Annotated in this window: 17 protein-coding genes and 3 pseudogenes; 10 read left to right on the forward strand and 10 right to left on the reverse strand. The window is 70.6% G+C overall.

The features are described from left to right. Positions 1 to 63: 63 nt before the first annotated feature. From Phou_RS19050 to Phou_RS19060, 3 genes are all read right to left on the reverse strand, one after another. Positions 64 to 423 (reverse strand): hypothetical protein, encoded by a 360-nt coding sequence (locus Phou_RS19050; protein ID WP_173057263.1) that lies wholly within the window; start codon positions 421 to 423, stop codon positions 64 to 66. A 46-nt stretch (positions 424 to 469) separates the two neighbouring features. Beyond that, the gene (clpB, locus tag Phou_RS19055) at positions 470 to 3,073 is read right to left on the reverse strand and encodes an ATP-dependent chaperone ClpB (RefSeq protein WP_173057264.1); all 2,604 of its coding nucleotides are present in this window, start codon (positions 3,071 to 3,073) and stop codon (positions 470 to 472) included. A 68-nt stretch (positions 3,074 to 3,141) separates the two neighbouring features. Beyond that, complete coding sequence (locus Phou_RS19060; RefSeq protein ID WP_173057265.1) at positions 3,142 to 3,714, reverse strand: DUF1707 SHOCT-like domain-containing protein; 573 nt, start codon at positions 3,712 to 3,714, stop codon at positions 3,142 to 3,144. 23 nt (positions 3,715 to 3,737) lie between these two features. On the opposite strand from Phou_RS19060, the gene Phou_RS19065 reads away from it, so the two are divergent. The 3 genes from Phou_RS19065 to Phou_RS19075 all read left to right on the forward strand — a co-directional run bounded on the left by Phou_RS19065 (position 3,738) and on the right by Phou_RS19075 (position 6,027). Further along, on the forward strand, positions 3,738 to 4,238 hold the full coding sequence (locus Phou_RS19065) for a cation:proton antiporter regulatory subunit (RefSeq protein ID WP_173057266.1): 501 nt from the start codon (positions 3,738 to 3,740) through the stop codon (positions 4,236 to 4,238). 4 nt (positions 4,239 to 4,242) lie between these two features. Next, positions 4,243 to 5,451, forward strand: a complete 1,209-nt coding sequence (locus Phou_RS19070; RefSeq protein ID WP_173057267.1) for a cation:proton antiporter — start codon at positions 4,243 to 4,245, stop codon at positions 5,449 to 5,451. 144 nt (positions 5,452 to 5,595) lie between these two features. Beyond that, positions 5,596 to 6,027, forward strand: a complete 432-nt coding sequence (locus Phou_RS19075; protein ID WP_173057268.1) for a hypothetical protein — start codon at positions 5,596 to 5,598, stop codon at positions 6,025 to 6,027. Positions 6,028 to 6,115: 88 nt separating this feature from the next. Here the strand turns inward: Phou_RS19075 and Phou_RS19080 are convergent, their stop codons facing one another. The 5 genes and pseudogenes from Phou_RS19080 to dnaK form a co-directional block, all read right to left on the reverse strand. Then, the gene (locus Phou_RS19080) at positions 6,116 to 6,316 is read right to left on the reverse strand and encodes an antitoxin (protein ID WP_173057269.1); all 201 of its coding nucleotides are present in this window, start codon (positions 6,314 to 6,316) and stop codon (positions 6,116 to 6,118) included. Positions 6,317 to 6,422: 106 nt separating this feature from the next. Next, positions 6,423 to 6,857 (reverse strand): heat shock protein transcriptional repressor HspR, encoded by a 435-nt coding sequence (locus Phou_RS19085; protein WP_173057270.1) that lies wholly within the window; start codon positions 6,855 to 6,857, stop codon positions 6,423 to 6,425. A gap of 22 nt (positions 6,858 to 6,879) precedes the next feature. Next, complete coding sequence (dnaJ, locus tag Phou_RS19090; RefSeq protein WP_173057271.1) at positions 6,880 to 8,061, reverse strand: molecular chaperone DnaJ; 1,182 nt, start codon at positions 8,059 to 8,061, stop codon at positions 6,880 to 6,882. A gap of 87 nt (positions 8,062 to 8,148) precedes the next feature. Beyond that, positions 8,149 to 8,873: pseudogene (grpE, locus tag Phou_RS56055) on the reverse strand (nucleotide exchange factor GrpE). Beyond that, positions 8,870 to 10,756 (reverse strand): molecular chaperone DnaK, encoded by a 1,887-nt coding sequence (gene dnaK, locus Phou_RS19100; RefSeq protein WP_173057272.1) that lies wholly within the window; start codon positions 10,754 to 10,756, stop codon positions 8,870 to 8,872. The pseudogene grpE and the gene dnaK overlap by 4 nt, the downstream one beginning before the upstream one ends. Positions 10,757 to 11,737: 981 nt before the next feature. Here dnaK and Phou_RS19105 point away from each other — a divergent pair. The 4 genes and pseudogenes from Phou_RS19105 to Phou_RS19120 all read left to right on the forward strand — a co-directional run bounded on the left by Phou_RS19105 (position 11,738) and on the right by Phou_RS19120 (position 16,730). Continuing rightward, positions 11,738 to 13,446 (forward strand): annotated as a pseudogene (locus Phou_RS19105) (ABC transporter). Continuing rightward, entirely contained in the window at positions 13,443 to 15,098 is a 1,656-nt protein-coding gene (locus tag Phou_RS19110) for a GTPase (RefSeq protein WP_173057273.1), read from the forward strand. Before Phou_RS19105 ends, Phou_RS19110 begins: the two are co-directional and overlap by 4 nt. Then, complete coding sequence (locus tag Phou_RS19115) at positions 15,095 to 15,505, forward strand: hypothetical protein (RefSeq protein WP_173057274.1); 411 nt, start codon at positions 15,095 to 15,097, stop codon at positions 15,503 to 15,505. Before Phou_RS19110 ends, Phou_RS19115 begins: the two co-directional genes overlap by 4 nt. Before the next feature lie 10 nt (positions 15,506 to 15,515). Continuing rightward, positions 15,516 to 16,730 carry a hypothetical protein gene (locus Phou_RS19120; RefSeq protein ID WP_173057275.1) on the forward strand — a complete coding sequence of 405 codons (1,215 nt, stop codon included), beginning with the start codon at positions 15,516 to 15,518 and terminating at the stop codon, positions 16,728 to 16,730. Here Phou_RS19120 and Phou_RS19125 read toward each other — a convergent pair. Further along, positions 16,723 to 17,166: a VOC family protein gene (locus Phou_RS19125; RefSeq protein WP_173057276.1), complete on the reverse strand. Its 444-nt coding sequence runs from the start codon at positions 17,164 to 17,166 to the stop codon at positions 16,723 to 16,725. The two genes, Phou_RS19120 and Phou_RS19125, sit on opposite strands and share 8 nt — an antisense overlap. Positions 17,167 to 17,183: 17 nt before the next feature. Further along, complete coding sequence (locus Phou_RS19130) at positions 17,184 to 17,555, reverse strand: flagellar biosynthesis protein FlhF (protein ID WP_173057277.1); 372 nt, start codon at positions 17,553 to 17,555, stop codon at positions 17,184 to 17,186. A 694-nt stretch (positions 17,556 to 18,249) separates the two neighbouring features. Between Phou_RS19130 and pdhA the strand changes: the two genes are divergently transcribed. The 3 genes and pseudogenes from pdhA (at position 18,250) to Phou_RS54485 (ending at position 20,380) form a co-directional block, all read left to right on the forward strand. Next, the gene (gene pdhA / locus Phou_RS19135; protein ID WP_173057278.1) at positions 18,250 to 19,407 is read left to right on the forward strand and encodes a pyruvate dehydrogenase (acetyl-transferring) E1 component subunit alpha; all 1,158 of its coding nucleotides are present in this window, start codon (positions 18,250 to 18,252) and stop codon (positions 19,405 to 19,407) included. Further along, positions 19,407 to 19,879: pseudogene (locus tag Phou_RS54480) on the forward strand (alpha-ketoacid dehydrogenase subunit beta); the annotation flags it as partial. The gene pdhA and the pseudogene Phou_RS54480, both read left to right, overlap by 1 nt. Positions 19,880 to 20,038: 159 nt before the next feature. Continuing rightward, positions 20,039 to 20,380: a transketolase C-terminal domain-containing protein gene (locus Phou_RS54485; RefSeq protein WP_281365075.1), complete on the forward strand. Its 342-nt coding sequence runs from the start codon at positions 20,039 to 20,041 to the stop codon at positions 20,378 to 20,380. The last annotated feature ends 5 nt before the right edge of the window (positions 20,381 to 20,385 follow it).

The following is a 20,385-nucleotide window of genomic DNA, read 5'->3' on the forward strand; positions in this document are numbered from 1 at the left end:
TGCATACCCTGCCAGTTGACCGGCGCAAACGGTGGCCCCCTCGGTCCACTGTGGCTGCTCGGCTCAAGCCACGGTCAGCTGGCCGGTGGCGTACTTCCCCAGCGTCGTGCGGTCCATGATGCAGCCGTGGAAGGTGGTGAACTCCGCCGTCTCGTGGCTGAGCGAGCCCCACGCCGCGCGGGCCGCCTCGGGGTCGAAGGTGGCCAGGAGCGTGGCCGCGTACGCCTTGCCGGCCGGCGAGCCGTTGGCCAGCAGCCACGCCAGGTGGGGACGGAGATCCTCCGCCCCCTCCGGCAGCTCGGCCACGATCGTGCGGTACGCCTCGGTGACCGGGAGGATCCGCGCGGCAAGTCCCACACCGTTGAACGCGACGACCTCCGCGCTCGCCAGTTCCCGTACCGCAGCGGCGATTTCTCCGGCCATACCCGATTCTTACCCGGTCTGACCTGGGCCTAAGCCAACTTCGCGATCACGACCCGGCACGCGCTGGGAAAACCGACAGTCCGTCCTTGGTGTCCGCGATATCCACGCGCACGGTGTCGCCGTCCCGGATCTCACCGGCCAGCAGGGCCTTGGCGAGCCGGTCGCCGATCGCCGACTGCACCAGCCGGCGCAGCGGGCGAGCACCGTAGATCGGGTCGTACCCGTGTTCGGCCAGCCACGTGCGAGCCGCATCCGAGACCTCGACGCCGAGGCGCCGGTCGGCCAGCCGCTTGCGCAGGCGGTTGAGCTGGATGTCCACGATGGACGTCAGCTCCTGCCCGGTCAGCGAGTGGAAGACCACGATGTCGTCGAGCCGGTTGAGGAACTCGGGCTTGAAGTGCGAGCGCACCACGGCCAGTACCGCCTCGCGCCGCTCGTCCTCCGACAGGGTCGGGTCGGCGATCACCGACGAGCCCAGGTTGGAGGTGAGCACGAGGATCGCGTTGCGGAAGTCGACGGTGCGACCCTGGCCGTCGGTGAGCCGCCCGTCGTCGAGCACCTGCAGCAGCACGTCGAAGACGTCGGGGTGGGCCTTTTCCACCTCGTCCAGCAGCACCACCGAGTACGGCCGGCGGCGCACCGACTCGGTCAGCTGGCCACCCTCCTCGTACCCGATGTAACCGGGCGGGGCGCCGACGAGCCGGGCCACGGAGTGCTTCTCCCCGTACTCGCTCATGTCGATGCGCACCATGGCCCGCTCGTCGTCGAAGAGGAACTCGGCGAGCGCCTTGGCGAGCTCGGTCTTGCCCACGCCGGTGGGGCCGAGGAAGAGGAACGAGCCGGTGGGGCGGTCCGGGTCGGCGACGCCCGCGCGGGCACGGCGCACGGCGTCGGAGACCGCGCCGACCGCCTCGGCCTGCCCGATCACGCGGGAGGCCAGCGAATCCTCCATGCGCAGCAGCTTGGCGGTCTCGCCCTCCATGAGGCGGCCGGCCGGGATGCCGGTCCAGGAGGCGACCACCGCGGCGATGTCGTCGGCGCCGACCTCCTCCTTGAGCATCGCCCCGTCGGCCTGCAGCACGGCCAGCTCCGCCTCGGCCCTGGCCAGCTCGGCCTGGAGCTGGGGAATCCGGCCGTACCGCAGCTCGGCCGCCCGCTCCAGCTCGCTGTCGCGCTCCGCCCGGTCGGCCTCGCCGCCGAGCCGCTCCAGCTCCTCCTTGGCCGTGGAGATCTTGGTGATGTGCTCCTTTTCCAGGCGCCACCGCTCGGAAAGTGCGGTGAGCTGCTCGCGCTTGTCGGCCAGCTCGCGCCGCAGCCGCTCCAGCCGAAGGGCCGAGGCCTCGTCGGGCTCCTTGGCGAGCGCCATCTCCTCGATCTCCAGCCGGCGCACGGCCCGCTCGATCTCGTCGACCTCGACCGGCCGTGAGTCGATCTCCATGCGGAGCCGGGACGCGGACTCGTCGACAAGGTCGATCGCCTTGTCGGGCAGGAAGCGGTCGGTGATGTACCGGTCGGAGAGCGACGCGGCGGCCACCAGAGCTGCGTCGGTGATCCGCACGCCGTGGTGCACCTCGTACCGCTCCTTGAGGCCGCGCAGGATGCCGATCGTGTCCTCGATCGTCGGCTCGCCGACGAACACCGGCTGGAAGCGCCGCTCCAGCGCCGGGTCCTTCTCGATGTTCTCCCGGTACTCGTCGAGCGTGGTCGCGCCGACCATCCGGAGCTCACCGCGGGCGAGCATCGGCTTGAGCATGTTGCCGGCGTCCATCGAGCCCTCGCCCTTGCCGGCCCCGACGACCGTGTGCAGCTCGTCGATGAACGTGATGACGTGGCCGTCCGAATTCTTGATCTCTTCGAGGACGGACTTGAGGCGCTCCTCGAACTGGCCGCGGTACTGCGCGCCGGCGACCATGGCGCCCAGGTCGAGCGAGATCAGCCGCTTGTCGCGCAGTGACTCGGGCACGTCGCCGGCCACGATCCGCTGGGCGAGGCCCTCGACGATCGCGGTCTTGCCGACGCCGGGCTCGCCGATCAGCACCGGGTTGTTCTTGGTACGGCGGGAGAGCACCTGGATCACGCGGCGGATCTCGGAGTCACGGCCGATGACCGGGTCGACCTTGCCGTCGCGGGCGCGCGTGGTGAGGTCGACGCCGTACTTCTCCAGCGCCTGGTAGGTCTGCTCGGGATCCGCGGTGGTGACCCGCCGGTCGCCGCCGCGCACGCTTGGAAACGCCGCGACCAGGCTCTCCTCGGTCGCGCCGGCGGCCTTGAGGGTTTCGGCGACCGCGCCGCCCACCCGGGCGAGGCCGGCGAGCAGGTGCTCGGTCGACGTGTACTCATCGCCGAGAGGGCGGGCGATCTGCTCGGCAGCCCCGATGGCGTTTACGAACTCACGGGAGAGGCTGGGCTCGGCGATGCTCGATCCCCGCGCGCTCGGCAGCGTCTCGACCGCACGCGCGGCGGCCCGGCGGATGTCGGCCGGGTTGGCACCGACCGCACGCAGCAGACCGCCAGCGGTGGACCCGCCGGTGTCGAGCAGGGAGAGCAGCAGGTGCCACGGCTCGACGGTGGCGTGCCCCCGCTGGTTGGCGATGGCGACCGCGCCGGTGATCACCTCGCGGCTCTTGGTGGTCAAACGTTCGGCGTTCAAGCTGGCTCCCCAGAGTTGAGCGTGGACCACTCAACTTTAGCGCGCGCTGCCGAGAACGGCGCGGGGAGTCACCAGCGCCACCGCCAGAACCGGTACTGATGGCGCACGACCAGGTCACCCATCCGCTGCCGGCCGGTCACCACGAAGTGGATGTTGCCCCCGTGCTCGCCGATCTGCTGGCGAATCTTGAGGCTTCCCGCCATCGTGTGCACCTCGCTCGCGTCGACCGTGGCTCCCACCGGCAGCACGATCACGGTCGTACCGGCCAGCACGTCGAGGTGGATCTCCACGACGGGGAAGCTGATCAACGCATCGGTGAAGTCGAGCTTTACGCTGCCCGCCGAGTTGCGCACGACGAGCCGGCGAGGAACGGTCCAGGCGCCCGAACGGCTGAGAGTGGAGGCCATCGACTTCAGCTCGATGACGTCGCGCACCGGCGGAGCTGGAGGCTGGGGAAGGTCTGCCAGGTACGGCTCGACCTCGCCGAACGTGCGGGCGGCCAGCACCCCGGCGACCCGCTCCTCGAACTCGGCCAGCGTGATCCGGCCCTCCCCGACCGCGGCGTTGAGCATCTGCACAACGCGCTCCCGGTCGGCATCGGCCATCCGTAGCTCGCGACGCTGAGGGGAAAGCTCGCTCACAGCAGAAAGGTACCGTGTTCGACGTGCGAGTACGGGTAGAGCAGACCGCGCTGCCGGGCATCGGCGTGCGCCATGATCTGGTGACCGAGTCGGGCCGGCGCGTGGGCGTGGTGACGCACCGCACGGGACGTAGGGACCTGGTCCTGTACGACGAGGACGATCCGGACTCGTGCATCGCGTCGATACCGCTCAACGACGACGAGGCGGAGGCGCTCGCCGACGTGCTCGGCGCTTCGCTCATGCTCGGCCAGCTCTCCGGCCTGCGCCAGCAGGCGGCCGGCCTGCTCACCGAGCAGATCTCGATCCCGGCCGGGTCGCGCTTCGTCGGCCGGAAGCTCGGCGACACGAAGGCACGCACCCGCACCAGCGCCTCCATCGTCGCGGTGCTGCGTGACGGCCAAGTGATCAATTCACCCGGTCCCGAGTTCGTCTTCCAGGCGGGCAACGTGGTAGTGGTCGTCGGCACCCGTCAGGGCCTCGACGGCGTCAGCCGGATCCTCGCCGACGGCGACCCGGACAGCTGAGCGGATGCACGACACCACGGTTCTGCTCATCGAGCTCGGTGCCATCCTCTTCTGCCTCGGACTTCTCGGCCGCCTCGGCCGGCGCATCGGGCTCTCCCCCATCCCCCTCTACCTGCTCGCCGGCCTCGCCTTCGGTCACGGCGGCGTGCTGCCGCTTTCGGCCAGCGAGGAGTTCATCGCGGTCGGCGCCGAGATCGGCGTCATCCTGCTGCTGGTGATGCTCGGGCTGGAGTACTCGGCCCGCGAGCTCATCGGCAACCTGCGCACCAACGCGCCAGCGGGACTGCTGGACGGGTTGCTCAACGCCCTTCCTGGCCTGGCGTTCGGCCTGCTGCTGGGCTGGGGCTGGGTGGCCGCGCTGGTGCTCGCCGGCATCACCTGGGTCTCCTCGTCCGGCGTGATCGCGAAGGTGCTCGCCGACCTGGGCCGGCTGGGTAACCGGGAGACGCCGGTCGTGCTCTCGATCCTGGTGATCGAAGACCTGGCCATGGCCCTGTACCTGCCGCTGCTCACCGCCGTGCTGGCCGGCACCGGCCTCATCGGCGGCGCCAAGGCCCTCTCGATCGCGGTCGGCACCGTCATCGTTGTACTGATCGTCGCGCTCCGGTTCGGCCACGCGATCTCCGCGTTCATCTCGGCCCGCGACCCCGAGGCCCTGCTGCTCGGTGTATTCGGCCTCACCCTCCTCGTCGCGGGCCTGGCGGCGGAACTGCAGGTGTCGGCGGCGGTGGGCGCGTTCCTGGTCGGCATCGCGCTCTCCGGGCCTGTCGCACACCACGCCACCGAGCTGCTCTCCCCGCTGCGCGACCTGTTCGCCGCGGTGTTCTTCGTCTTCTTCGGGCTGTCCACCAGCCCGGGCGACATGCCACCGGTGCTGCTGCCCGCGCTCGCTCTCGCCGCGATCACCATGGGGACGAAGATCATCACTGGGTACCTGGCCGCGAAGCGCGCCGGCATCGCCGTGCCCGGTCGGGTCCGGGCCGGGTTGGGACTCATGCCGCGCGGCGAGTTCTCGATCGTCATCGCCGGACTGGCGGTGGCGACGCCCGGCATCGAGCCCAAGCTCGCACCCCTCGCGACGGCCTACGTTTTGATCACAGTTGTGAGCGGGCCGATGCTGGCACGGCTGCCGGACTTCGCCTGGTTCAAGCGGATTATCCGGCGGCCCGCCCGCCCAGCACCCCGCGCCGAGCCGTTACCGACAACGGACTGACAGGGAGTGCTTACGTAACGGGTTGGCGAATGGCGCTTACCGCCCCTTCCGTAAATAGCTCGCCGCGCGTTACCGTTTCGCCGCAGAATCCCTGAGGTTGGGGCCCGGGGCCTGCGGGAGGCATGCTCGCGAGGGGAGCAGCGGGTGACCTTACAGCAGTCGACGTTCAGGGGTTTCGCCAACGCCGTCGATCCCACCGCGGCTGAGCTGCGCGCTTGGGCTTACCAGCCCGACTCCGTGCCGCTGCAGACCATGCCGCAGGACTGGGATCTTCTCGTGTCCGGTGACCGCCTGATCGGCACCCTCTTCGATCTCGCCATGGACCGCTCGTGTCCGGCCCGCCGCTTCGCGCTGCACTGTCTGTATATCTACGCGGCCGACGGCATCCGCACCAACTTCCGCGCCCATCCCAAGCGGCGCCTGCGCAAGCTCGTGGAGCAGGCCGAGGAGTATGGCGACGAGCTGATGGTCACCTGGGCGCACAACAGCCGCGTGCTGCTGGCCAAGCCCGACCTCTTCGACTACCACGACTGGTGCGAGGGCGGCCTGGTCCGGCAGTCCCGCCGGCTGGCCTGACACCGGGGCCACACCCAGACAAAGAGACGGGCGGGGATCCCCCGTGGATCCCCGCCCGCGCGCTTGTCGCCATGTCGCGCCGACGAACTCAGCGGTTCGGTTCGTCGTCCATCTTTTCGACGTAGTCAGACGCGGCCGCCTGCCCCTTGTCGATGTGACTGGAGTACTTGCCACCCGTCATCTCATCGACCTTGTCGCCGGCCTTCTCCACGCCTTGCTTGACCCGGTCTCCACCGATCTTGTCGATGGCCTGCTCAGCCTTGTCCTTAAAAGAATCGGCGATCCCCATTGACCCCTCCTCTGTGTTTCCTTTTGGCCTGGAATGTGCCGTCCAAGCCAAAGGTCAGGTTAGTCGACGGGGACCGCCTGTGCTGCAGAAACGCGGATGTGGGTGATCAGGAGGAGCGGCGAGGACGCCACACGACCAACGCGTTGGAGGTGCGGGTGGTGGGGACCAGATCACCCCGCCGTGGGTACGCGCCGGCCTCGTACTCAGCCAGTCGCTGGTACGCCTCACCCAGTGCGGCTTCCAGCTCGCCGACCCGCTCCTGGAGCTCGGCGACGAGCTGCTCCAGCCCGATGATGCGCTTGATGCCGGCCAGGTTGACGCCGTCTTCCTGGCTCAGCCGCTGCACCTCGCGCAGCAGCGCCACGTCACGTGCGCTGTACCGCCGGCCACCGCCGGTCGCCCGGCCCGGCTGCACCAGCCCCAGCCGGTCGTACTGCCGGAGCGTCTGGGGATGCATGCCCGCCAGCCGAGCCGCCACCGAGATGATCAACACCTTTGCGTCGGAGGCGGCTTCGACGGTAATCGTGAACTCCTCTTCCACCACGGCTCACCTCCTAACGTGGTCAACCATATCGACGCACCCGCGCGTCCAGCTGTTCCCGCGAAGCGGGTGGAATCTCCGAGGCCAGCGTCTCCATCGCGTCGCGAGCCTTGTCGCTCAGGTCCTTCGGTATCGCGATCTCGACCGTGACCAGCAGGTCACCGACCTTGCCGTCGCGCCGGGCCACACCTTTGCCGCGGGCCCGGAGCGTGCGCCCGCTGGGAGTGCCCGGCGGCACCCGCAGCGTCACCGCGCCGTCCATCGTGGGCACCTTCAGGTCGGTGCCGAGCACCGCTTCCGCGATCGTGATCGGGACCGTGAGCGTGAGGTCGTCGCCGACGCGCCCGAACAGGTCGTCGCGGCGGACCTTGACCAGCACGTACAGATCACCGGAAGGCCCGCCCCGCTCGCCCGGCTCACCCCGCCCGGCAAGGCGGATGCGCTGCCCGTCGGCGACGCCGGCCGGGAAGCGGACGTTGATCGCGCGGGTCTTGGTGACGCCACCGGTGCCCTGGCACTCCGGGCACTTCTCGTCGACGATCGAGCCCACGCCTTGGCACTCGCGGCACGGCTCCGAAAAGCTGAACGACCCCTGGTTGCGGGTCACCAGACCGGAGCCGAGGCAGACCGGGCAGGCGCGGGGCTGGGTGCCGGGCTTGGCGCCGCTGCCGTGGCAGGTGTCGCAGGTGCCCGGCGAGCGCAGGGACAGCGGGAGCGTGATGCCGCGTACGGCGTCGCCGAAGTCGAGCACGACCTCCGCCTCGACGTCGCGTCCACGCGCCGGCCCGCGGGCACGGGTGGCACCGCCGGCGCCGCCGCCCGAGAAGATCGAGCTGAAGAGGTCGGAGAACCCGGCGCCGCCGAACCGGCGGTCACCGCCACCGCCGCCACCGCCGCCCTGGAATCCGCCGAACAGGTCCGACGGGTCGAACCCGCCGCCGCGCGCGTTGCGCCGGAACTGGCCCGATCCGAAGAGCGCGCGCATCTCGTCGTACTCCTTGCGCTTGCGGTCGTCAGACAGCACGGAGTACGCCTCGGAGACCGCCTTGAACCGGTCTTCGGAGTTGGTGTTGCCGGGGTTGTGGTCGGGGTGAAGCTCGCGGGCGAGCTTCCGGTACGCCTTCTTGATCTCGTCAGAGGAAGCGGACTTCGGCACCCCCAGGACGGCGTAAAAGTCCTTCTCCAGCCAGTCCTTTGAACTCACTCGCTCCTCCGTCTTTGCTACCGATCAGGGAGTTGGCACGGACGCTCAGCGCGCCGCCGCACCAACTCCCTGATCAGCTGAGGGGTGTTATTCGGGGTCGGCTACGGCGACCAGGGCCGCCCGCAGGAGGCGGTCGCCCAGCAGGTAGCCGCGGCGCATGACCTCGACGCAGGTGGGCTCGGTGACCTCGGACGAGGTGCGGTGCGCTACCGCCTCGTGCCGAGTGGGGTCGAAGGGGTCGCCCTTTTCACCGAACGCGGTCAGCCCGAACTTGCCCAGCGCGGCGACCAGCTGCTCGGACACCGCGGCGAAGGGGCCCACCAGATCCCCGTGCTCGCGGGCCCGGTCGAGGTCGTCGAGCACGGGCAGGAGGGCGCTGATCACCAGGCCGGTAGCCTGCTCCGCCTGCACGCCCCGGTCGCGGTCGACCCGCTTGCGGTAGTTGGCGTACTCCGCGGTGACCCGCTGGAGGTCGCGCGTGCGCTCCTCCAGGTCGGACCTCAGTGCCTCCAGCTCGGGGCCAAGCGGCCCGCCTGACTTGGCGGCCTCGGCCTTTTCCGTGGCGGGGCGTCCGAAGTGGACGCCTCCTCCTCGTCTTCGGGATCCGGCGCCGCGTGGCTCGGCTTGCGCTCCTTCTTCGCCGCGCCGTCCGTGGCCGCACTGTCCTTTGTGGCCTCGGCTGGCGCCTCGTCGGTCTCGTCCGCTGTGGCGGTATCGGCATCCTTCGCCTTGCCGCCGGTCGGATCTATCTTCCGCTTGTCACGGATGACGACCCGCTCGGCGGCCTGGCCATCGTCTCGTGCAGAGCTCACTTCTTGTCGTCCTCGTCAACGATCTCGGCGTCAACCACGTCGTCCTGCTTGGCGCTCCCAGCACCGGCCGCACCGGCCGCACCAGCACCCGTGTCGGCACCGGCGTCGCCGGGCGTGGCCTGCTCGGCCTGCTGCGCGTAGAGGAGCGAGCCGGCCTGCTGCGAGACCGTGGCAAGCTTCTCGTGCGCCGCCTTGATCTTCTCGATGTCGCTGCCGCCCAGCGCCGCGCGCAGGTCGCCCAGCGCCTCGTTGATCTGGTCCTTGGACTCGGCCGGCAGCTTGTCGCCGCTCTCCGCGATGAACTTCTCCGTCTGCCACTGGAGCTGCTCGGCGAGGTTGCGGGTCTCCGCCTCTTCGCGGCGCCGCTTGTCCTCGTCGGCGTGGTCCTGCGCGTCCCGCATCATGCGGTCGATGTCGTCCTTCGGCAGCGCCGAGCCGCCGGTGATCGTCATCGACTGCTCCTTGCCGGTGCCCAGGTCCTTGGCGTTGACGTGGACGATGCCGTTGGCGTCGATGTCGAAGGTGACCTCGATCTGCGGCACGCCCCGCGGCGCCGGCGGCAGGCCGGTCAGCTCGAACGTGCCGAGCTTCTTGTTGTACGCCGCGATCTCGCGCTCGCCCTGGAACACCTGGATCAGCACCGAGGGCTGGTTGTCGTCAGCCGTGGTGAAGACCTCGGACCGCTTGGTCGGGATCGTGGTGTTGCGCTCGATGAGCTTGGTGAAGATGCCGCCCTTGGTCTCGATGCCCAGGCTCAGCGGGGTCACGTCGAGCAGCAGGACGTCCTTGACCTCGCCCTTGAGCACGCCGGCCTGCAGCGCGGCACCGACGGCCACGACCTCGTCCGGGTTGACGCCCTTGTTGGCTTCCCGGCCGGTGAGCTGCTTGACCAGGTCGGAGACGGCGGGCATCCGGGTGGAACCGCCGACCAGGATCACGTGGTCGACGTCGGCGACCTTGACCCCGGCGTCCTTGATCGCCTGCTCGAACGGGCCCTTGCAGCGGTCCAGCAGATCCTGCGTCATCCGCTGGAACTCCGACCGGCTCAAGTTCACATCCAGGTGCAGCGGCGCCGACGGGCTGCCGTCCGAACCGGCCGGACCCGCCGTGATGTACGGCAGGTTGATACTGGTCGTGGTCGCCGCGGACAGCTCGATCTTGGCCTTCTCCGCAGCTTCCTTGAGCCGCTGCATGGCCATCTTGTCCTGCGAGAGGTCCACACCGTGCTGGCCACGGAACGTCTTGACCAGGTGATCAATCACCCGCTCGTCCCAGTCATCACCACCGAGGTGGTTGTCACCACTGGTCGACTTGACCTCGATGACACCCTCACCCAACTCCAGCAACGACACGTCGAACGTGCCACCACCGAGGTCGAAGACCAGAACCGTCTGCTCCTTGGTGCCCTTGTCCAACCCGTACGCCAACGCCGCCGCGGTCGGCTCGTTGACAATCCGCAGCACGTTGAACCCGGCGATCTCGCCGGCCTCCTTCGTCGCGGTGCGCTGCGCGTCGTTGAAGTACGCCGGAACCGTGATCACCGCATCGGTGATCCGCTCACCCAGGTACGACTCAGCATCCCGCTTGAGCTTCATCAACACCCGCGCCGAAATCTCCTGCGGCGTGTACTTCTTACCGTCGATGTCGATGGTCCAGTTCGAACCCATCTCCCGCTTGACCGAACGAATCGTCCGGTCCGGGTTCGTCACCGCCTGCCGCTTGGCAACCTCACCAACGAGCACCTCACCATTACGGGCGAACGCGACGATCGACGGCGTAGTGCGCGATCCCTCGGCGTTCGCGATGACGGTGGGCTCGCCACCCTCGAGCACGCTTACGACGGAGTTCGTAGTGCCGAGGTCGATGCCGACCGCACGTGCCATGTTCGCTTCCCTCGCTTCTGACGTGAGTCTGTGTGTCAAGTTGAGTGGACCGGACTCAATAGTGCCACGGGCTCGGTCAGCGTCAAGTTAGAGGTTGAGCCCAACACGCGCAACATTGGCGCGCACCTAGATCCTGATGAATCGACCGCCCGATCCCCGGTCAGCCGGAAACGGGCAAAGGCGCGCGGAAGCCGCAGGGTTCCTGTTGTCTGCGATGCCTGGATCGGGCAGGCTTTACCCGTGACGTCGCACGGTGACATGCCGCCGGGCCGGTCCGGCACGCCCACCGTGACTCCCGAAGAGCCGCCGGACGCCCCGAAACCCGGGCCTGACCAGGGCTCCGACGCCGCTGAGCGCGAGACGACACAGGAGAAAGCGCCGGTGGCGGACAAGGGCAAGAGAGAAGCGGAGGGTGAGGCCGCGTCGCCGGCCAAGGAGCCCGAGGCTGCCATAAACGGTACAAAACCGGCGGCACAAGAATCGGAGCCCACCACCGAGGCCGCACAGCCGCCGGACGACGCGCCCGAGCCCGTCGTGGAGACCACGGAGACGTCGACCGAGACGGCCAAGCCGGAGGTGGACGCGCCCGAGCCCGTGGTGGACGCACCCGAGCAGGCCACCGAGACGGCAGAAGACCCCGCAGAGGCGACCGAGCCACCCGCCGAGTCGCCGGACGCCGCCGAGGAGCCACCCGCCGAGGAGCCCACGACCGAGGAGCCGGCGGAGCCCACGACCAAGGAGCTGGCGGAGCCCTCGGGCGAGGAGCCCACGGTCGAGCAGTCACCCGCCGGGGACGAGCCGACCGCCGAGCGCACCCTCCCCGTGGCCAAGGACCCGACGCCGACGCTCACCGCCTTCGCCGCCAAAGCCCAGCCGTCAAGCGAGCGCACCCTCAAGATCGAGCCGGCCACGCCGACCGAGGCCGCTGCCGCCACACCCAGCGCGCCGGCCGAAGATGCCAGCAACGAGGTCGCCTCGGCGCTGCGCCGTCTCCGTTCGGCGATCGTCGGCTCGGCGTACCCCCTGGTGCTGGCCTCCGCGGAGGAGGCCCGCCACATCAGCGCGGCCCTTCTCGCGCAGCTCGACGACTATCTGCTCCCCGCCTGGCCCGCCTCGACGCGCCGCTCCTGGTCGTTGTCGGCGGCTCCACCGGCGCGGGCAAGTCCACATTGGTCAACAGCTTCGTCCGCGCCCCGGTGAGCCCCGCCGGCGTGCTGCGGCCGACCACGCGTACGCCGGTGCTTGTCTGCAACCCCGCCGACACCCAGTGGTTTCGCCGCGGCGAGCTGCTGCCCGGGCTGACCCGCACGGCAGAGGCGACCGCCGACCCCAACTCGCTGCAGATCGTCGCCGCCCCCGCCCTCACGCCCGGCCTCGCCTTCCTCGACGCGCCCGACATCGACTCCGTCGTGGACGCCAACCGCGCGCTCGCCGCACAGCTGCTGGCGGCCGCGGACCTCTGGCTGTTCGTGACGACGGCCGCGCGGTACGCGGACGCGGTGCCGTGGGAGCTGCTGCAGACCGCCCGCTTCCGGGGCACGGTCACCGCACTGGTCCTCGACCGCGTCCCGCCGGAGGCCACCGAAGAGGTCACCGCCCACCTGCTGGAGATGCTCTCGATCCACGGGCTGCACAATGCCCCGCTCTTCGTCCTGCCGGAGACCGAGATCGACAGCCAAGGGCTGCTGTCCGAGGGTGTGATGGCGCCGTTGCGCGACTGGTTCGGGCGGATCGCCACCGACGCGGCCACCCGCGCGGCGGTGGTGCGGCAGACGCTCGACGGTGCGCTCGCCGCGCTGGTACCGGCGGTGGAAGGGCTGGCCGCGGCGGCCGACGAGCAGGTGAACACCGCGGACGCGCTGGACGACCGGGTCCGCGCCGCGTACCGGAATGGGCGCCGCACGGTGTCGCAGGGTGTGCAGGACGGGCGGCTGCTGCGCGGCGAGGTGCTCGCGCGGTGGCAGGAGTTCGTCGGCACCGGCGAGCTGCTGCGCACGCTCGAGGCGCGGGTGGGGCGGCTGCGCGACCGCATCGTGGCCGCGTTCACCGGCCGCCCCCAGCCCGGGCGCGAGTTGAAGTCGGCGATCGAGGCCAACCTTGTCACGCTGATCCGGGGTGCGGCGGCGGACGCGGCCGACTCGGCGTACACGGGCTGGCAGGCGCACCCCGCCGGCGCCGCGCTCCTCGAGCCGTCGCTCGGCCGGCCCAGCTCCGACCTGCCCGAGCGGGCCGAGCGGCTGGTGCGCGACTGGCAGCGTGGCGTGCTGGAGCTGATCCGCAAGGAGGCCGGCCACAAGCGGGCCACCGCCCGGGGCGCCGCGTACGCGGTCAACGCGACCGGGCTGATCGTCATGATCGGTGTGTTCGCCTCGACGGCGTTCATCCCCACGGGTGCGGAGGTGGCGGTGGCCGGCGGTACGACGGTCGCGGCGCAGAAGGTACTCGAAGCGATCTTCGGTGACCAGGCCATCCGGCGGCTGGCCACGAAGGCCAGGGAAGACCTGATCTCCCGCACCAACGCGCTGCTCGACGCGGAGGCGGGCCGCTACACCGACCGCCTCATCGCGGCCGGCATCAGCGCCGACCCGGGCAAAGACCTGCGCGACGCCGCCGCGCTCGTGGAGTACACGCGGGCGAAGGCGGAGCTGACCGGCAACACCGGCCTGGCGCTGCCGGGGGTGGATGGGTGAGTCTCCTGAGCAGGCTGCGCGGCGGGGATCGGATCGACGCCGATCGGCTGGTCGGGCGGGTCGAGGCCGTCGACCGGTTTGTCCACGTGGTCGCCGGTCACCTGCCGGAGCAGCGCCTGATCGGCGCGCACACCGTGGTCGAGCGGGCCGGCGCGCGCCTCGCGCTCTCCCGCGACCACACGGTCGTGGCGCTCGCGGGCGCGACCGGCAGCGGCAAGTCGAGCCTCTTCAACGCGCTCGCCCGCCTCGACCTGTCGCCGGTGGGTGTCCGGCGCCCGACGACCGGCATGGCGCACGCCTGCGTGTGGGGCAACCTCCAGGGCGCCAACCGGCTGCTCGACTGGGTGGGTGTGCTGCCGCGGCACCGGTTCATCCGGGAGAGCGCGCTCGACGGCGACGACGAGGCGGCGCTGCGCGGCCTGGTGCTGCTGGACCTGCCCGACTTCGACTCGGTGGAGCGTTCGCACCGGCTGGAGGTCGACCGCCTCCTCGGCCTTGTCGACCTCGTGGTGTGGGTGGTCGACCCGCAGAAGTACGCCGACCGGGTCGTGCACACGCGCTACCTGCAGGCTTTCCGCAGCCACAAGGACGTCACGGTCGTGGTGCTCAACCAGGCCGACCGGCTGCCCAAGGACGAGGTCGAGCGGGTCCTCGACGACCTGCGCAAGCTGCTCGACGCCGACGAGCTCGACGGCGTGCCGCTGCTGGCCACGACCGCCCTGCACCAGCCGGCGATCGCCGAGCTGCGCGGTCTGCTCGAGCAGACCGTCGCCGAACGCCAGGCCGCGCTGCGCCGCCTCGCCGGCGACGTGGACGTCGTGGTCGGCCAGCTGTCCGATGTGGTCGGACCGCCGGTGGCCGAGGACGAGATCGACCGCAACACGGTGCGCGGGCTGACCGACGCGCTATCGGTGGCGGCGGGCGTGCCGGCGGTGGCCGAGGCGACCGAGCGGGCGTACCGGCACCGGGCCGCCAAGGCGACCGGCTGGCCGATCGTGCGCGGCTGGCGGCGGCTGCGCGCCGACCCGCTGCGCCGCCTGCACCTGCCGGAAGGTCCGGTGGAGGCGGGCACGCCCATCGGCGCCACGTCCGTCCCCGACCCGGACGCCGCGCAGCGCGCCGCCGTGAGCCTCGCGGTGCGCTCGGTCGCCGACCGTGCCGCGACGCCCCTGCCCGCGCCGTGGTCGGCGGCGATCAACACGGCGGCCCGCTCGCGCCTGCACGACGTACCCGACGCGCTCGACCACGCGGTGGCCAGCACAAACATCCACATGGACCACGGACCCACCTGGTGGCGGGCGGTCGGCGGGCTGCAGTGGATGGTCACGCTCGCCGCGCTGGGCGGGCTGCTCTGGCTGGCGGTCGGCTACGCGCTGCGGGTGCTCGGTCTCCCGCCTCTCGACTACCCCAAGGTCGGCGTGGTGCCGCTGCCCACCGCCATGCTGCTCGGCGGCCTCCTCTTCGGGCTGCTGCTCAGCCTGCTCGTGCGCCCCCTCATCCGCCAGGCCTCGCGACGCGCCCGGCGGCGTGCGGAAAACCGGCTGCGCGCGGCGGTCACCGACGTGGCCCGCGAATACATCGTGGCGCCGGTACGGACGGTCCTCCACTCGTACGCGGAGGCGCGGGAGGCGCTCGAGTCCGCTCGATCATGACGACCGCACTGGTCCGCGGCGGGCTCGTGCTGCTCGGCGCGCTGCACCTCTCCTGGGGAGTGCCCGCGACGCTCGCCCCGCGGTGGTTCTTCGACAGCTTCCCCGGGCTCGGGCACGCGTGGACGGCCGCGTACCCGCCGTACAACGGGCATCTCGTCACGGACCTCGGCGCAACGTTCACCACATTGGGCGTACTCCTGCTGCTTGCGGCCTGGCTCGCGGACCGCAAGGTGACCGCGGTGGTCCTGTGCGGTGTGCTGGTCTTCTCCTCCCTCCACCTGGCCTTTCACGTGCGCGACCACGGCGAGCTGGCCGGCGCGGACCTGGCGGCCAGCCTCACCGCGCTGGTGATGGGCGTGGTTCTCCCGGCGGCGCTTTTAATGCTCGATCGACGGAAGCGGGCGTAGGGTCTGCCACATGGCCACGCCACAGACTCCATACGACGCGGTGCTCCGCGCCGCACGGGACGTGACCAAGCTGGACTGCGCGCTCGACGCCGAGATGCTCGGGACCGCGCTGCTGGGCAGCGTCTACGCCATTGCCGAGGACGACCGCGCGGGGGCGGTGCGCGACTTCGTGAGCGCGTTCCTGGCGGCCACGTCACGCCGCCGTACCGCGGCCGCGACCACCATCCGGGAAATCTTCGCGACACTCGTGCCGGAGGCGCCGGGCGCCGCGGCCGTCAAGCGGGGTGCCCAGGCGCCGCCGTGGGCCGACCAGCTGGGGCGGGTGCGGCTTACCGGCACGTATGCGTACGGGGACGTATGGGGTGACCAGACGTCCTACCTGGCCACGTTCGCGTACGACGACCGTGACGCGGGCGGGCCCGAGCACGCCGTGGTCGCCCTGGTCGACCACAACATCGGCATCACGAAGGACGTCTTCGTGGGCGGGCCGGCCGAGCGCATCCTCGGTCAGGTGCGCGAGATGTGCGCGGGCGACGAGCTGACCTGGTTTCGCGAGGAGGACCCGCGTCGCCTGCGCAGCGAAGTGGCCCGCCACCTGCGGATCACCGACGGCCTGACCGACCTGCCCGACGAAGGCTCGCTGGCGACCGACCGCGCCCTCGCCGGCGCGCGGCTCGCCCTGCTGCCGGCGCCGGCGCTCACCGTGGTGCCGGCCGAGCCGGAGCCGCTCTCCTCCGACGAGCGCACCCGGCAGGTGCGGCGCTTTCTGGAGTCGCCCGAGGCCGCTCGCTTCAGCCTGGCCGAGGTGTCCGAGGCGGAGCTGCCGTCACTGCACTTCTGCCTCAGCCTGATCTTCGACCACACGGACACGTTTCCGGACCCCGACCCGATGCGGTGGAGCCCGGCGGTGGCGGGGCTCTTCCTGCTCGACTGGGTGCACCGGCGGGCGGTGCTGGACATGGACGACGCGGCGATGCTGCCGCGGGTCGTGCGGGCCTGGGCGGCCTACGCCAACCGGCAGCGCGGCCTGCCTGCGTCGGCGGCCGAGCGTACCGACGAGGCGATCGAGGAGATGGTGCCGGAGTTCGTGCGCCTCTACACGACAGGCGAGCGGCGCAGCCCCGCCACGGCGGCGGTGGCGCAGCTGATCGCGGAGGGCATCGACCCGAGCGACCCGGCGGCCCTGGAAGCCTGGATCGAGGCCAACCGCGACGACTTCAACTGACGCAGATCTCGTTGCCGTCGGGATCGGCCATCGTGACCCAGCTCATCGGGCCCACGGACGCGTCCCACAGCCGCCGAGCGCCGAGCTTTGTGAGCTTTTCGACCGTCTCATCCCGGTTGTCCACATGCAGGTCTAGGTGCAGCCGGTTTTTCGCGGTCTTGGGGGTGGGCTCGTCCTGGAAGAGCATCCGCCCGCCCCGGCCGGTGCCGGAGAACTCGTCGAAAGGACCCTCGGGGTCGCGGATCGCCGCGTACTTCCGCCACCGCAGCCGCCCGTCGACGGTCTCCACGTCGTCTTCGGTGGTGGCCCCCTGCTCCAGCAGCGACGTGATCAGGGTGGTGTGGTCCTCCACCACGTAGCCGATGGCCTCGGCGTAGAAGGCCGCCAAGCCGTGCGGATCGGCGGTCGAAAAGGTCACCTGGTAGTGAACGCTCATGGTCGGACGCTAGCGCCTCAGTCCGACAGGCACTTGTCGAGATCCGGCCAGCAGGTGGGCAGTCCGGTCGGCGGTACCACCGACGGCGTGAGCGAGGGCGGCAGCGGCACGTACGGCCCGGTCGGCAGCGGCGGCCGCGGGATCACCGGCGGCCGCGTCGACGGCGTGGGCGAAGCGGACGGCTTGGGCGGCTGCGTGGGCTCGGCGGACGTCCGCGACGGTTTGGGCGCGGGCGCCGACTCGGTGGGACGGGCCGGTCGCTTTGTCTTGCGCACCCGGCGGCGCTCGCTTGCCTCCCGCTTGGGGGCCACCGCGCGCAGCTGCTCGGCCACGCCGGCCGGCAGTGGCACCTCGGCCGGCAGAGCGGTCGGCGGCGGTGGCACGACCACCGGCCCTTCAGAGGGGGCGCGATGAAAGGCGTGGTACCGCTGGCGTCGACCGAGCCGCCCACGTCCGCCGAGCCGGCGGTGATGCCGGCGATGATCGGCAGCGACGACATGGTGGCGAGCATGACCACAATCACCGTGTACCGCCTGGTGGGACCCGCCAGGCCGGCCGCTCTGTGCACGCCTGCGACCCGCCGGCTCGCGACGTGCGTCCCGCCCATCCGGCGATGGCGGACGAGCAGTGGCGCCGGGGTGTCCCCGTGCTGCGGCACGACCGAAGCTCCTTTGCGTCAAGGTCCTCACACAGGGTGGACCAAGTCGACACGCAGCGCCACCACTAGAGAGCGTGTCAATGTGCCAACTTTCAGGCTCAATCCGAACAATCCGCGCCACGAGTCAACCTTGATCAGCTATATGGACCTTGATCGCCAAACTCGAAAACGGGGGCGGCAAGGCTCCTACCAGGCAGGCTGGCAATGAGGCGTCCGCCGGATGTGAGGTGGCTCTGTAGAGAGGCTCCTCACCTCTGCGAATATGGACCCGACGGCACCGCCGCCGTAATCTCCGCCCAGCCGCGGTGATCACGAGACGGGCCGCCGTACCGCCGCGCGGCAACCCACACCCGGGCTAGGCGTGGCGACCGAGCCGCGCGGTCCGGGACACCCCCGGCAGCCGCACCGACGACAGGGAGAGACGGATGGCGAAGGGCGACCGCGGAGCTCCTGCCCGCGGCAGGGAGGTTGCCGGCGAACCAGCGCCGGATTTCGTCCAGTTACTCACCCCGGACGGGGAGCGGATTGACAAGTCGGTCGGTGCCGACGGCGTGGAGTACACGGTCGACTTCACGGACGAGGAGTACCGGGGGCTGTACCGCGACCTCGTGATGATCCGTCGCCTGGACGCCGAGGCCACCGCCCTCCAGCGGCAGGGCGAGCTGGGCATCTGGGCCAGCCTGCTGGGCCAGGAGGCGGCGCAGGTGGGTTCCGGCCGGGCGCTGCGGGAGCAGGACATGGCGTTCCCGACGTACCGCGAGCACGGCGTGCTCTACTGCCGGGGCATCGACCCGATCATGCCGCTCAGCCTCTTCCGCGGCGTCGACCAGGGTGCGTGGGACCCGCTGGAGTTCAAGGTCAACATGTACACGATCGTGATCGGCGCGCAGACGCTGCACGCGACCGGGTACGCCATGGGCATCGCCAAGGACGGCAAGGTCGGCGGCGACGACGGCGAGGCCGTGATCTGCTACTTCGGCGACGGCGCCACCTCACAGGGCGACGTCAACGAGGCGTTCATCTGGGCCAGCGTCTTCCACGCGCCGATCGTCTTCTTCTGCCAGAACAACCAGTACGCGATCTCCGAGCCGATCGAGAAGCAGACCCGAATCCCGCTGTACCGCCGCGCGGACGGCTTCGGCTTCCCCGGCCTGCGGGTGGACGGCAACGACGTGCTCGCCACGTACGCGGTGACCCGCACAGCGCTCGACAACGCCCGCCACGGCCAGGGCCCGACGTTGATCGAGGCGTACACGTACCGGATGGGTGCGCACACCACCACCGACGACCCGACCCGCTACCGCGTGGCCAGCGAGGTCGAAGAGTGGCAGGCCAAGGATCCGATCACGCGGGTACGCGCCTTCGTGGAAAAGCAGCAGATCGCCGACGCCGCCTTCTTCGCCGAGGTCGACGAGCAGGCCAAGCAGGAAGCGCTGCACCTGCGCGAGCGCGTGCTGTCCATGCCCGACCCGCAGCCGCTGACAATGTTCGACCACGTCTACCCCCACGGGTCGCCCGTCGTCGACGCGCAGCGGGAGCGGCTCGCCGAGTACCTGGACTCGTTCGAGGGGAGTGCGCACTGATGGCCGAGAAGCTCACCATTGGCAAGGCGCTCAACGCCGGCCTCCGCCGTTCCCTGGAGCAGGACCCCAAGGTGCTCATCATGGGCGAAGACGTCGGCAAGCTGGGCGGCGTCTTCCGGATCACCGACGGCCTGCAGAAGGACTTCGGGGACGACCGGGTCATCGACACCCCGCTGGCCGAGTCGGGCATCATCGGCACCGCCATCGGCCTCGCGATCCGCGGCTACCGCCCGGTCTGCGAGATCCAGTTCGACGGCTTCGTCTACCCGGCGTACGACCAGATCGTCTCCCAGGTCGCCAAGATGTACTACCGGTCCCAGGGCAAGGTGAAGGTGCCCATGGTGATCCGGATCCCGTTCGGCGGGGGATCGGCGCGGTCGAGCACCACTCCGAGTCGCCCGAGGCGTACTTCTCGCACACCGCCGGCCTCAAGGTCGTGGCGTGCAGCTCGCCGCAGGACGCGTACACGATGATCCAGCAGGCCGTCGCCTCCGACGACCCGATCGTGTTCCTGGAGCCCAAGCGGCGGTACCACGAAAAGGGCGAAGTGGACCTCGACGCCACGTACCCGCTGCACGCCTCGCGCCGCCTGCGGGAGGGCACCGACGCGACCGTCCTGGCGTACGGCCCGATGGTGCGCACCGCCCTCGACGCTGCCACCGCAGCCCAGGAGGACGGCCGCGAGCTTGAGGTCTTCGACCTGCGCACGCTTTCGCCGCTGGACCTCGAGCCGGTGTACGAGTCGGTCCGCCGCACCGGGCGCTGCGTGGTCGTACACGAGGCGCCAAGCAACGTGGGGCTCGGCGCGGAGATCGCCGCCCGCGTCACGGAGGAGTGCTTCTACTCGCTGGAGGCGCCGGTGCTGCGGGTGACGGGCTTCGACACGCCGTACCCGGCCGCGCGGCTCGAAGAGGACTACCTGCCCGACCTCGACCGGGTGCTCGACGCCGTCGACCGCACCTTCGGCTGGTGAGCGGG

The sequence above is a fragment of the Phytohabitans houttuyneae genome (assembly GCF_011764425.1).
In the GTDB taxonomy this organism is placed as follows: Bacteria; Actinomycetota; Actinomycetes; order Mycobacteriales; family Micromonosporaceae; genus Phytohabitans; species Phytohabitans houttuyneae.